The sequence below is a fragment of the Actinoplanes sp. CA-051413 genome (assembly GCF_050955795.1).
In the GTDB taxonomy this organism is placed as follows: domain Bacteria; phylum Actinomycetota; class Actinomycetes; order Mycobacteriales; family Micromonosporaceae; genus Actinoplanes.
On sequence record NZ_CP192100.1, the window covers coordinates 40550 to 53056 of the forward strand.

Here is a 12507-nt window from a genome sequence, read left to right on the forward strand (position 1 = left end):
GGTCGGTTTCTGCGGCAAATCCGACGGCGGGAGCGTCGGTTACTCGACAAATTGCATGCTGAAGTCGGCATCCATCGATCTGGGTGCCTAGGTTCGAGACATGACGTCCGATCACGGGGCGGACCACGATGGTCCGGGATTCGACGCCGTGCTGCGCAGTTACCGGCTGCGCGCGAAGCTGACCCAGGACGAGCTGGCGGCTCGGGCCGGGGTCGGTGTGCGGACGGTGCGTGACCTCGAACGGGGTCGCGCCTCCAGACCGCAGCGGACCACGGTGGAACTGCTCGCGGCCGCACTCGGCCTGGCGGGCGCGGACAGGATCGCGTTCCTGGCCGCCGCACGCGGTCAACCGGCCGGTGCATCCGCGCAGCCGCGCTACGTACGCCTGCCGCCGGCCGGTGATCTGATCGGCCGCGACGGTGATGTCGCCGAGCTGGTCACCCGCCTCGCCCCGGCGCGCGACGACGGCCCGCGTGGCGTCACGCTGGTCGGCCTGGCCGGGGTGGGCAAGACCAGCCTCGCCCTCACCGTGGCGCACCGGGTCGCCCCCGCGCATCCGGGAGGGGTCGCCGGCATCGTCGTCACCGACGGCTCCACCACCGGCGAGGTGCTCGGTAGCGTCGCCGCGGTCTTCGGGGTGGGCCGGCCCGACGATCTCGCGCCCCGGTTCGCCGGCCGGTCCGCGCTGCTGCTCGTCGACGCGGTCGACCGCGCGTCCGAGGCCGTCGCCGAGGCCCTCAGCCGGCTGCTGCGCCAGCATCCGACGCTGCGTTTCCTGGCCACCGGCCGGCACCCGGTCGGCCTGCCCACCGAACGGGTCTGGCCGGTCGCGCCGCTGGTCGCGCCGCCGGAGGAAGCCGGGCCCGAGCTCGCCGACGTGGCCGGCTATCCGGCGGTCGCGCTCTTCCTCGACCGGCTGGCCCGGGTCCGCGGCGGCCCGGTCGAGCCGGACGAGGTGGCGCCGCTGTCCGCGCTGGTCCGCCGGCTCGGGGGGCTGCCGATCGCGCTGGAACTGGCCGCCGCCCGCGGCCGGGTGCTCACCGTCGCGGAGATCCTCGACCGGTACGGTGACCGCGTCCTGGACCTGTCCGGCCGGCCCGCACCCGGTGCCGTCGTCTCCGTCCGTGAAGCCGTCGCAGCCAGCTACCGCCTGCTCGCGCCGGACGAGCAGCGGGCCCTGCACCGCCTCGCGACCTTCCGCAACCGCTGGTCACTGGACCTGGCCGAAGCCGTGATCGCGGACGGCTCGGCCACCGACGCGGTGCACCTGCTGGACCGGCTGCTGGAGCTGGGCCTGCTCAGCGCCCGCGGCGCCCGCGCCTTCCGGTTCCGCCTGCTCGATGTCGTCGGCGACTTCGCCCTGGAACGTGCCGCCGCCGACGGTGACCTGCCCACGGCGCGGCACCGGCACGCCGAGGTGATGGCCGACCTGGCTCAGGACATCGCACCCGACCTCAAGGGTGGCCGGCTCGCCGAGGCCGCCGCCCGGCTGGACGACGTCGCCGGTGACCTGGGCGCCGCGCTGACCTTCGCGGCCCGCGAGCATCCGCACATCGCGTTGCGGCTCGCGGCCGCGCTGCCCCGGTGGTGGCGCTTCCGCGGCCGCGATGTCACCGGCCGGCAATGGCTGCGCCGGCTGCTGGCCGACCCCCGTACGGCGGACGCCGACCCGCTGGTCCGGGCCTGGGCCAAGGTCGGGCTGGCCCAGCTGGCCCTCGAGCACGGCTCGGGCACGGAGGAGATCGGCTCCGCGGAGGCCGCACTGGCCGACTTCGCGGGCCTGGGTGACGTGCCGGGACAGCTCACCGCGCACACCCAGCTGGCTGCCCTGTGGATGACGGCCGGCGGATACGAGCGGGCCCGCGGGCACGGCGCCGCCGCATTGGAGCTGGCCCGCAGCAGCGGCCACATCCGCGACATGGCGGTGGCGGAGAACAACCTCACCTGGCATGAGATCCGCGAAGGCGATCTGGGCGCTGCCCGGGACCGGCTCGCGGAGGTGGACAGGCTGGCCGGCCGGTGCGGCGAGCACCGGCTGCGGGCGGTGGCGGCGGCGAACCTCGCCGAGGTCGAGCGGCTGGACGGCCGGTTCGAGCAGGCCGCCCGGCTGGGCCGGGACGCGATGGCCGAGCTGGAGGACGTCGGTGATCCGGGCCACCGGCGCCGGGTGCTCGCGACGGTCGGCCTGGCACTGGCCGAGAGCGGCCGGGTCGCGGAGGCGCTCGACGTGCTGGCCGAGCTGCGCGGACCCGAACCGCAAGCGCCCGCCGACGGACCGGCGGCGATCGTGGAGGCGGCGATCGCCCTGCGACAGGGCGAGGAGAAGCGGGCGGCGGAGACCTTCGCGGCTGCCGCCGAGGCGTACGCCGGTGGCCACGATCCCCGTGACACGGTGGAAGCGCTGGTCGGGGTGGTGCGGAGCACGCCGGACGCGGAGCGCCGGCAGGAGGCGGTGGTCAGGCTGGCCGAGCTCTGCCGTACGGGTGGGATCACGCTGCTGCCCCGGGAGCGGGAGCTGCTCGGACCGGAGGCGTTGCGCGGGCTGGAGAAGCAGCCCTGAGCTGTGCCGGGGCGTGGACGACCGGCGCTTGTGTGCCCCCCACACGCCGGCCGTCCCAACGCCCCGGTCACGCGGCGTGAACGAAGGCACCCCCGTTTGCCCAGCCTTCGGCCTCGGCCGCGCCGCGTCCCCCTGCGGAGATCACCTTAACCGGCACCCCCGGGGGATTCGCGGATTTAAGCGGCTTTTGCCCAGGCGCTGACGGGCTTCTGCCGGTACTTCTGCCGGTTACCGCCCCGTTCGGCTCAGTGGCCCGGCACGGCCGGTAAGGCGTCCTCTTCCGAGCTGCCCGCCGTCGCGCACGGGTTGACCGCGTCGCGGATGGTCCGCAGCGACTCCAGCATCTGCGCCAGCTGGTCGGGTGTGAGCTGGTCGATGAACCACCGCTGCACCAGCTCCAGGTGCCCCGGCAGGATCTCGTCGAGCCGGGCCAGGCCGGCGTCGGTGATCACCGCGAAGGAGCTGCGGCGGTCGCTCGGACAGGCCTCGCGGCGGATCAGGCCGCCGCGGTCCATCCGGTCGACGACCCGGGTCACCCCGCTGGTGGACAGGGAGGTCTGGCCGGCGAGGTCGGTCATCCGCAAGCGGTTCTGCGGCGAGCGGGCAAGGCGCATGAGCACCTCGAACTCGACCGGGGAGACCCGGTGCTGCTCGAACTGCGCGGCGAAACGGCTGCTCAACCCGGTGAACGCCTCGGCGAAGAGGCCGATGGCGGTGAACCGGGGGTCATCAAAGTCGGTACCCACGTGAGCCAGCTTACCAGCGGTCTCTTGACACGGGGAATATTGCTTGGCATATAGTTGCTCCGTCAGACAACAACCTGGCTCTGCCTTCGAGAGGAAATGTCATGACCGACGTCGCCAGCACCCGCGAGTTCGAGGGTCTGCAGATCCCGTCCGCCGGCACCTACCAGCTGGACGCCGCGCACAAGCGGGTCGGCTTCGTGGTGCGTCACCTGATGGTCAGCAAGGTCCGCGGCAACTTCGCCGAGGCGGACGCGACCATCACCATCGCCGAGGACCCGCTGCAGTCCTCCGTCACCGCTTCGATCGTCACCGCGAGCGTGCAGACCGGCAATGTCGACCGGGACAACCACCTGCGCACCGGTGACTTCTTCGAGGCCGAGAAGTACCCGGCGATCACCTTCCGCAGCACCGGCATCAAGTCGCACGCCGGCGCCGAGTTCGTCCTCGACGGTGAGCTCACCATCAAGGACGTCACCAAGCCCGTCGAGCTCGTCGTCGAGTTCGAGGGTGCGACCACCAGCCCGTACGGTCAGCAGGTCTTCGGTTTCAGCGCGACGACCGAGATCGACCGCGAGGACTGGGGCCTGACCTACAACATGGCGCTCGAGTCCGGCGGCGTCATGATCGGCAAGAAGGTCAAGATCGAGATCGAGGGCGAGGCCATCCGCCAGGCCTGACCTCCACCGATCCGCAGCGAAGCGCCGTCCGTTCGGGCGGCGCTTCGCCGTGTCCGGCCGTCCGACTGGCGGCATCACCGGCCGAGTGCGAGGGTAAACGTTGCGCTGCCGCGTGCTTACCCAGAGCTGATGTGTGTCCGATTCGTCCCTGGCCTTGGTTAGCGGGTGCACATACCGTGAGAGCGTCACGCGAACGTGCCAGGAGGAACGATGGGTAAGGACCTCTCAGGGGTCGTCTTCTCGCAGGACGACCGGGTCCACTATCGGCAGAAGGTCCGGCGCTGCCTCGACGTGCTGGCTCTGATGCTGGACGACTTCGCCTTCGACGCGGAGAGCCCGATGACGGGCCTCGAGATCGAGCTCAACCTCATGGACGCGGACGCCGAACCGGCGATGCGCAACGCCGAGATCCTGGCCAACCTGGCCGACCCGACCTTCCAGACCGAGCTCGGCCAGTTCAACCTCGAGCTCAACGCCCGCCCCCGGCTGATCACCGGCAACGGCTTCGCCGACTACGAGGAAGATCTCGTCGAGAGCCTGAGCCGCGCCGAGGACCGGGCGAAGAAGGCGGACAGCACCATCGTGCTCATCGGCAGCCTGCCGACCCTGCAACCCCGGCACCTGGTGCTGGCGAACCTCTCGGCCAACGAGCGGTACCGCGCCCTCAACGACCAGATCGTCGGCGCCCGCGGCGAGCAGTTCAGCGTCGACATCCGCGGCGTCGAACGCCTCCAGACGGCGAACGACTCGATCGCGCCCGAGGCGGCGTGCACCAGCGTGCAGTTCCACCTGCAGGTGCCACCGGACCAGTTCGCGGCGTACTGGAACGCGGCGCAGGCGGTGGCCGGGATCCAGGTGGCGGTGGGGGCGAACTCGCCGTACCTGCACGGCCGGCAGCTCTGGGCCGAGACCCGGATCGCGCTGTTCGAGCAGGCCACCGACACCCGGCCGGACGAGCTGAAAGCCCAAGGGGTACGCCCCAGAGTGTGGTTCGGCGAACGCTGGATCACCTCGGTGTTCGACCTGTTCGAGGAGAACGTCCGGTACTTCCCGCCGCTGCTGCCGATCATGGACGAGGAGGACCCGGTAGCGGTCCTCGAAGCCGGCGGAGTCCCGTGTCTCGGGGAGTTACGCCTGCACAACGGCACTGTCTACCGCTGGAACCGCCCGGTCTACGACGTGATGAACGGCCGTCCCCACCTGCGAGTGGAAAATCGGGTGCTGCCGGCCGGCCCGACGGTGGTCGACATGCTGGCGAACGCGGCCTTCTACTTCGGCCTGGCCCGGCAACTGGCCGAGGAGGACCGGCCGATCTGGTCGCAGCTCTCCTTCGGCGCGGCGGAGGACAACTTTCACGCCGCGGCCCGCCGCGGCATCGAAGCGACGATGTACTGGCCGGGCGCCGGGGAGACCCAGGTGACCGAGCTGGTGCTGGACACTCTGCTGGCCAAGGCCCACGCCGGACTCGACCTGTTCGGCGTGCATCGGACGCACCGCGACCGGCTGCTCGGCATCATCGAAGCCCGCTGCCGCACCGGTCGGAACGGTGCGACGTGGCAGACGGAGGCGGTGTGGTCGGCGGAACACCGCCGCGGGCTGGACCGGCAGGGGGCTTTGCACGACATGTTGCTTCGATACAGCTCACTCCAGCAGACGAACGAGCCGGTGCACACCTGGCCGGTCGACTAGCTCAGCGGTCCTCGTTCTCACCGGCGCGACGGCTTGGCGGTCGCCGCCGGGAATCCTGCACGGGCAGCTCAGCGGTGTCGTCCTCGTCGATCCACAGCCCGGCGCCTCCCGAGGCCGTGCCTCCCGCGGCGGTGCGACCCGAGCCGGGGCCCGCCGAGCCGACGGCTTTGGAACCAGCTGCGCTTTTCGCATCAGGGTCCTTCGGGGCGGCATCCCTCCCCGCGTTGTCCTTCGAGCCGGTGTCCTGTGAGCCGGTGTCCTTCGGTGCGGCCGGCTTGGCGGCGGCCGCCGGCTTGGCCGGCGTTGCGGCGCGGCTGCCGGTTGCTCGCGCTTGCCGGGGAGTTGACGGCTGCGGCGTGGCGCGCGCGGGAGTCGCCTTTGTGGACTTCGCGGGGTTCTTCTGCGCGGGGGGCGTTTTATCGGAAATCGCGGTATCCGCTGGTCCAGCCTTCGAATCCGCCGCAGAAGAAGCGGTGGTCTTCGGAGCTGCGGGGCGGTTTTCACCCGATTGAGCGTCGTTGATCTTCGCGATCGGGGGAGAGGCGGGCGGCGGGGCGACCGTCGATCGGGTGTCGGATCGACCCGGGGCGGACGAGGCCGCCGGCCGTGCGCTGCCATCGACAGACGGCGCTCCGGACCTGGGAGAGCCGGCCGGCCGCGACCGTCCGCGGGCGGGGGCCGCTGCCGACGCGGGGCCGGCTTGAGCCGGGGCCGCTGCCGACGAGGAGCCGGCCTGTGCCGGCGCCGCGGCCGAACGTGGTGCCGCAGGGGCCGAGGCAGTCGCAGCGGCAGGGGTCGAGGCGGTCGCAGAAGTGGGGGCTGCGGCGGTCGCGGAAGCAGGGGCCTTGGCGCGGCCGGTGGCGACCGCCGAGGGGTCGACGCCCGACTCAGCGTCACGCTGTGTTGCCTTGCCACGCCGGAACCGGTCCATGAAGGACCGGCGTTGGCGGGGCTCTGCATCGGCCGGCGGAGGGGTGGACTCGGCCACCGGAGTGCTTGTGGTGTCCGATTTGGCCGCGTTCTTCGGCGCAGGCCTGGGCGACGGCACAACCGCAGCTCCGGCCCCGGCGGGATCCGAGCGAGCGGCGCGGGCTCGCGGGGATCCGGCCTCGGGGTCGGCCGCCGTTCCAGCGCCCACTGCCCCGGCGCCCACTGCCCCGGCGCCCACTGCCCCGGCGCTTGTCGTCTCCGAGCTCACGGCCCGGGCGCTCGTCGCCTCCGAGCCCATGGCCCGGGTGCTCGTCGCCTCGGAGCTGGAGGACCCCGACCTGGCAGGTCTGGAGCTAGCGGATCCGGCGGTGGCGGACTTGGCGGTGGCCGTTCGGGCACCGGCTGACCCGGCGCTCGTGGGATTGGCGTTTCCAGATCCGGCGGCAGGTTCGGAGTCGGCCGCCTTGGCGCTGACCGCGCCGACTTTGCGGGATCTTGAGCCGCGCGCATCCGAGCTGCGAGAACTCACCGATGCCACGTCGTCAGAAGCTGCCGGCAAGGCGGCATCCCTCGACGCAGATCCGGCCGCCCGACGCGCAGCACCGCGCTGGCCCAAGGCGACCGTCAGCGCCGACCCCGCCAACCCGGCCAGCACCGCGTAGGGCGCAATCAAATAAGCCGACTGCAACGGACCAGGAGTGCCGGTCAGCTGCGGAGCCAGCACGAAGAAAGCCGCCGCCACCAGCAGCGGCCCGACCGCCCCGGACGACGCAGCGCCCACCCCCAGGTCACCGCGCCGAACCGCCGGCAGCGCGCCGATGACCCCGATCACCAGCGCCGCGAGCAACGTCAGCAGCGCGCTCGGCCAGTAGATCGTCCCGTACTGGTCGTCGGGGGAGTCCGGGGAGAAGAACTGCCAGCTCGACAGGTACGTCGCCGAGGGGCGGTGCCAGAAGATCGTGGCCACGACCGCTGCCACGGCCAGGGACCAGAGCCAGGCCGCCGTCGCGATCAGGTTTGCCGCCACCGGTCTGGAGACCACTGCCCAGTACGCGATGGCCAGGCCCAGGAGCACGCCGATCACCGCGTACCCGCCGGCGATCGTCTGGGGTGAGAAGGTGTCCGTCCGTACCGCTGCCCGGGCCGGGAGCGCGATCAGCGCGACCGTCAGCAGGGCGCCGACCGCCGCGGACGCCGCCAGCGCGAAGCGCCACGGTCCGCCGGTGCCGCGGCCGAGCCGGCCCGCGATGACCGCGCCGAACACGGTCGCGCTCGCCGCGATCCAGGTCGCCCAGCCGAGACTGCCCAGCCAGACGCTGTCGTCGGCCGGCACCGCCGGCCACACCACCACGCCCAGGCCGTAGCCGAGGCCGAGCTGGGCGGCGCCCGTCCCCGCGGCCACTCCGGCCGCGGCTGCCACTCGCGCTGTCCAGCCATTGTCGGCCATGCCGGGCACTGTAGCCGTCGGTGACGATGCCTGCGAATCAATGAGTTGATGCGCCAAGATTGGTTAGGTTGGCGGCAGAGGACGCCCGAACGGAGAGGATCCGGCGATGTCCGACGACGACGAGCGCCGCCGCCTTGATGAGACAGGTGAGTACTTTCCGTTCGCCGAGGATGAGGAAGTTCCCCCGATCGGTGGTCCCCCGAAGGATGACCGGACGGCGCAGTTGCCCCGCGCCGCCGCGGATGTGGACCGCACCCAGCTCTTCCCGCCGGCGGCGGACGACGCAACGTCGGTGATTCCGGCCGACGCGACCGACGGTACGCGCACAGAGCGTCACCCCCGCAGCACGGACAACTGGGCCGACGACGGCGATGCGGTGTGGTCCGCGCGGGCCGGGGTACGTCCGCCACGCCCCGGCTACGGCGACGAATACGCCGGCACGGACTGGGCGGCAGTGCCGGCCGACGAGCCGCGCGGTCGCTGGTGGACGCCGATCGCGGTGGGCATCGTGGCGTTGCTGCTGCTGGCCCTGCTGGGCTGGGGCATCTACCTGATCGTGCAGTCCACCAGCGACGATGCCACCCCGGGCGTGACTGCCTCTCCCGCGCCGCCGGCCACCACGGCCGTGACGACCGCGCCCACCTCCACGCCGCCGTCCACGGAGCCGGCGACGACTCAGCCGACCACTTCGGCGCCCGCCACCCCGAGCGACATCACCGTGCCGGCGTTGAAGGGACTGTCCTCGGACGAGGCGCGGGGGGCTCTCGACCGCAAGGGCCTGAACTACCGCCTGCGCTATGTGACCAGCGATTCTCCGGCCGGGACCGTGATCGACAGCGATCCGGCCGAGGGCCAGCAGGTGCCGGCGGACACGGTGATCACCCTGATCATCGCGGCGGGGCCGACGACGTCGCCGACCCCCACGCAGACGCAGACCACCGGGCCGACCGGGCAGCCGGGGGAGGACTGACTCCGGTCGGAGATCAGCGGTTGGCGCGCAGGGCGCGGGCCTGGATGGCGCCCGTGGTCATGCCCGGCTGGCGACCGTTGCGGGTGCGCGGGTCCGGAGCCTTGCCGACCTGTCGCAGGCCGCCGACCTGCACAAAGATGGACCGGCGCTCGACCGCGTCACCGGACGCGTTGAGCTCGTAGCCGTCCAGCCAGATCCAGCCTTCGTACGTCGGCCAGTCGTGCACCCGGATGACCCGGAAAAGCATGGGCGCCGCGAATTGGACGCTGGCCGCCTTCGTCACGTGTATGACATCGCCGGACCGAGGAAGCACGTCATCTCCTGTCCTGAACCCAGTAGGGGCAAATTGCACTTTGCCGCACGGTGAACACAGATGGTCCAGTGTGCCCGGCTGATGCATCTTTGCACCATAACGATTGTGCCAATCATCGCAACGGTGCGGTTTAGCCGCTACCGGCCCGGTCGCTGCTCGCGGACTTCTTCGAGTCCGGCGAGGACAGTCGGCTACGGTCGGTCCCCCAGTGCGCGGCGTCGCTTTTTGGTGCATTGCTGCGTACCCGGCGCGTGTATCTCAGGTTCCCACAAGAACACTAAGTGACGTGCGCCATACGGAAAGATTGCACCACGAGGCGAATCGATGCAAGTTGCAGGTCAGCCGAAAGTGACTAAACGATCACTGTGGACGCTTGAGGGATCAAGAGACCACCAGACAGACTGAGGGCGACAACGCCGTACGGTGGAGCCCGCGCCGTCCGGTCGCATGATGCCACGCAGCCCGGAGGTGAGCGTGAATCCGCGCCGCAGCCCCACCATCCGCCGCCGCCGACTCGGTGCTGAACTACGCAGATACCGCGATGCGGCCGGCGTGACCATCGACGTGGTGGCCGAGCGTCTCGGCTGTTCACCCTCCAAGGTGTCCAGAATCGAGACCGGCCACACGAGCGCCACTCCCCGCGACGTAAAGGACATGCTGGACATTTACGGCGTCAACGGCGTCGAATCGGACGAATTAGTGCAAATATCCCGTGAAGCCCGGCAAAAGGGATGGTGGCACCCGTTCAGCCCCGTGCTCACCGGCGCTTATGTCGGTCTCGAAGCGGCGGCCCGGTCGATCAGGGCGTACGAGCAGCAGGTGATTCCCGGTCTGCTTCAGACCGATAAGTACGCAATAGCGATGATCAGGGCCGCCCGATCGGATGACAGCGACCGAGAAATAGAGCAACGGGTACGCGTCCGGATGGCTCGCCAAGCGTTATTGATTCAGGACGATCCGATCGATCTTCAGGTGGTGCTCGATGAAGCGGTGGTGAGTCGCCCCGTCGGCGGCGACCAGGTCATGCGGGACCAATTGCTCCGATTGGTCGAGGCGAGCCGGCTGCCGAACGTCACTCTGCAGATCCTGCCGTTCGCGGCAGGGGCCCACGCCGGCATGGACGGCACATTCGCGATCCTCGACTTCCCCGATGCCGAGGACCCCAATGTGGTGTTCGCCGAGAACGCGACCGGCGGGCTGTTTCTGGAGAAGAGCGACGAACTGCGCAAGTACAACTCCATCTTCGACACCGTCCGATCGGCGGCCCTCTCTCCCGAGGAGTCCAGAGACATGATCGTTAGGCTGGCAGAGGAGCCATTGTGGAAAGTGAGACCAAGGGTTTCCGGATCGACCTGAGCCGCGCGCAGTGGTTCAAGAGCACACGCAGTGGCCCGAACTGTGACAACTGCGTGGAGGTGGCCTTCGTCGAGCAGGCCATCGCGGTTCGCGACTCCAAGAACCCGACGGGACCCGCGTTGATCTTCACCGCCGCCGAGTGGGACGCCTTCGTGGGCGGAGCCAAGGGCGGCGAGTTCGACCTGTAGAGCAGGTGACCCTCGACCGCCCCCGCCACGAGCGTGGGGGCGGTCGCTGCATTTTGCCCCATTTGCGCCGTCGCCCGTTCGGGTCGGCCTCGTTGAACGCTCTAAGCGCGGACCGGACCGCGCGCCCGGAGAACCGCCGTCGGCCCGTACGGCTGACCGTCCCCCTCGCGTGACGGTGCGGGCAGGCGATCCATACGAGCGAGGCAAGGCGAAACAGATGACGATGGGTTCCGACAACCTCAGCAACGGATCCGTGACCGCGCAGGACCGCTTCAGCGGAGGCGTGAGCGCGTACCGGCAGACCCGCCGCGACGCGGCCCTGGCCGCTGACAACGGCGACGAACTGGTCTCGCGCGGCAGCGGCGGAACCGGTCTGTCCGGCCTGCCGACCCGTACCCCGATCGAACCGACCAGTGCGCTGGACCGGGCGGCCAAGCTGCCCTCGCTGGACCTGCAGGGCCTGACCGAGCCGGTCTTCCCCACCAGCGGCGGCTGGGTCGACGCGGGCAGCTCCCAGTCGATGGCGGACCACCCGCTGCTGCGCGGCCTGCTGCTGGAGCTGCCGGTGCGCGGCACGATGCCGGACTCGGGCTGGCTGGACCGCTGGTTCGAGGCGGCTCGGTCCATCCTCGAGCTGCTCTACGTCCAGGAAGCCAAGCGCAAGTAAGGAGCGCTATGCGGCCCGGTGCGCCGAGGATGCGTAGTTCTCGGCCGGGCCGGTTTCCAGCGGCAGCGCGGTGTAGGTCTCCGCCGAGGTCTGACGCGCCGGCACGGCCCGCAGCCGGACCTTGCCGATCGGTGCGAAGACCTTGACGTTGAGCCGGCTGTGCCGGATCGCGTGCCGGATGCCCAGCGCGAGCACCGCGACTCCCACCACGGTCAGCACGATCCCGGCGACCTGGGCGCCGGGCACCTCGATCACGCCGGCGGCGATCGGCACCCCGGCCAGCGCGGCCAGCCCGGTGATCTGCAGCGGCGTCGCCACCAGCGGATGGGCGGCGGCGGCCAGCAGCGCCGGCGGCGCCGGCGTCAGCGGCGCGGTGGCGAACGCGCCCGCGCCGCGCCGCACCTGAGCGAGGCGCCGCGCGGTCACCAGCACCACGACCAGCGCGGGTACGGCGGGAAGCACAGCAGCCGCCGGAGCCGCGGAGTGACCGGACAGCGCGCCGGTGACCAGCGGTACGGCGATGAACACCGCGACCCCGCCACCGACCAGCATGGACAGTGTGCGAGCGCGCCGGCGCAGCTCGCGAGCCGTGCGAGCGCTCGGCAGGGCGTCCGCGAGCAGTCCGGCGATGAGCCAGACCCCGGCGAGTACGCCGATCAGGATGAGGTCCGTCGTGGTGTTCACATCGACAGCCTTCACCCGTCGCGCAAGCGGCAAAACCGGGATATGCCCGGACGGTCAACCCGTAGGGGTGCGCTCGTGACTTTGCGTGAGCGCCCTTTTACGAAGCGAACTCATCCCAATGGGCGAAGGGGACAATGCCCCCTGTTGCAGCCGTGACCGGTGTCCTAGTGTCGGGTGCCAGACGGCACCGATGCATCGGTGCCGGCCACGGGTTCGACCTGGGGAGGTCGGCCGGGGTTTCCGGCGGCGACGCCGTGAGACCCCGGCACCGCCCGGGCCG

General features: G+C 70.9%; 11 protein-coding genes. 7 read left to right on the forward strand and 4 right to left on the reverse strand.

Going from position 1 to position 12507, the window contains the following annotated elements; all coding sequences use genetic code 11:
- Positions 1-100: 100 nt before the first annotated feature.
- Positions 101-2560 carry an ATP-binding protein gene (locus ACQP2Y_RS00190; protein WP_433723429.1) on the forward strand — a complete coding sequence of 820 codons (2460 nt, stop codon included), beginning with the start codon at positions 101-103 and terminating at the stop codon, positions 2558-2560.
- A gap of 245 nt (positions 2561-2805) precedes the next feature.
- Here the strand turns inward: ACQP2Y_RS00190 and ACQP2Y_RS00195 are convergent, their stop codons facing one another.
- Positions 2806-3306 carry a MarR family winged helix-turn-helix transcriptional regulator gene (locus ACQP2Y_RS00195; protein WP_360827150.1) on the reverse strand — a complete coding sequence of 167 codons (501 nt, stop codon included), beginning with the start codon at positions 3304-3306 and terminating at the stop codon, positions 2806-2808.
- 101 nt (positions 3307-3407) lie between these two features.
- Between ACQP2Y_RS00195 and ACQP2Y_RS00200 the strand changes: the two genes are divergently transcribed.
- Both ACQP2Y_RS00200 and ACQP2Y_RS00205 read left to right on the forward strand, forming a co-directional pair.
- Positions 3408-3983: a YceI family protein gene (locus ACQP2Y_RS00200; protein WP_360827152.1), complete on the forward strand. Its 576-nt coding sequence runs from the start codon at positions 3408-3410 to the stop codon at positions 3981-3983.
- A gap of 210 nt (positions 3984-4193) precedes the next feature.
- Complete coding sequence (locus tag ACQP2Y_RS00205; RefSeq protein ID WP_433723432.1) at positions 4194-5672, forward strand: glutamate--cysteine ligase; 1479 nt, start codon at positions 4194-4196, stop codon at positions 5670-5672.
- A gap of 1 nt (position 5673) precedes the next feature.
- Here the strand turns inward: ACQP2Y_RS00205 and ACQP2Y_RS00210 are convergent, their stop codons facing one another.
- Positions 5674-8106 (reverse strand): hypothetical protein, encoded by a 2433-nt coding sequence (locus ACQP2Y_RS00210; RefSeq protein WP_433723434.1) that lies wholly within the window; start codon positions 8104-8106, stop codon positions 5674-5676.
- A gap of 49 nt (positions 8107-8155) precedes the next feature.
- On the opposite strand from ACQP2Y_RS00210, the gene ACQP2Y_RS00215 reads away from it, so the two are divergent.
- Positions 8156-9019, forward strand: a complete 864-nt coding sequence (locus ACQP2Y_RS00215) for a PASTA domain-containing protein (RefSeq protein WP_433723436.1) — start codon at positions 8156-8158, stop codon at positions 9017-9019.
- Positions 9020-9032: 13 nt separating this feature from the next.
- On the opposite strand, the gene ACQP2Y_RS00220 is transcribed toward ACQP2Y_RS00215, so the two are convergent.
- Positions 9033-9332: a hypothetical protein gene (locus ACQP2Y_RS00220; RefSeq protein WP_360546758.1), complete on the reverse strand. Its 300-nt coding sequence runs from the start codon at positions 9330-9332 to the stop codon at positions 9033-9035.
- 474 nt (positions 9333-9806) lie between these two features.
- Between ACQP2Y_RS00220 and ACQP2Y_RS00225 the strand changes: the two genes are divergently transcribed.
- The 3 genes from ACQP2Y_RS00225 (at position 9807) to ACQP2Y_RS00235 (ending at position 11543) form a co-directional block, all read left to right on the forward strand.
- Positions 9807-10688: a helix-turn-helix domain-containing protein gene (locus ACQP2Y_RS00225; RefSeq protein WP_433732408.1), complete on the forward strand. Its 882-nt coding sequence runs from the start codon at positions 9807-9809 to the stop codon at positions 10686-10688.
- Positions 10652-10876: a DUF397 domain-containing protein gene (locus tag ACQP2Y_RS00230; RefSeq protein ID WP_360830576.1), complete on the forward strand. Its 225-nt coding sequence runs from the start codon at positions 10652-10654 to the stop codon at positions 10874-10876. The genes ACQP2Y_RS00225 and ACQP2Y_RS00230 overlap by 37 nt, the downstream gene beginning before the upstream one ends.
- Positions 10877-11093: 217 nt before the next feature.
- Entirely contained in the window at positions 11094-11543 is a 450-nt protein-coding gene (locus tag ACQP2Y_RS00235) for a hypothetical protein (RefSeq protein WP_360546762.1), read from the forward strand.
- A 6-nt stretch (positions 11544-11549) separates the two neighbouring features.
- Here the strand turns inward: ACQP2Y_RS00235 and ACQP2Y_RS00240 are convergent, their stop codons facing one another.
- Positions 11550-12227, reverse strand: a complete 678-nt coding sequence (locus tag ACQP2Y_RS00240; RefSeq protein ID WP_433723439.1) for a hypothetical protein — start codon at positions 12225-12227, stop codon at positions 11550-11552.
- Between the last annotated feature and the right edge of the window lie 280 nt (positions 12228-12507).

Coding starts and splice junctions, on each gene's coding strand:
- ACQP2Y_RS00190 (WP_433723429.1), top strand. CDS start 101: ATGACGTCCGATCACGGGGCGGACCACGATGGTCCGGGATTCGACGCC.
- ACQP2Y_RS00200 (WP_360827152.1), top strand. CDS start 3,408: ATGACCGACGTCGCCAGCACCCGCGAGTTCGAGGGTCTGCAGATCCCG.
- ACQP2Y_RS00205 (WP_433723432.1), top strand. CDS start 4,194: ATGGGTAAGGACCTCTCAGGGGTCGTCTTCTCGCAGGACGACCGGGTC.
- ACQP2Y_RS00215 (WP_433723436.1), top strand. CDS start 8,156: ATGTCCGACGACGACGAGCGCCGCCGCCTTGATGAGACAGGTGAGTAC.
- ACQP2Y_RS00235 (WP_360546762.1), top strand. CDS start 11,094: ATGACGATGGGTTCCGACAACCTCAGCAACGGATCCGTGACCGCGCAG.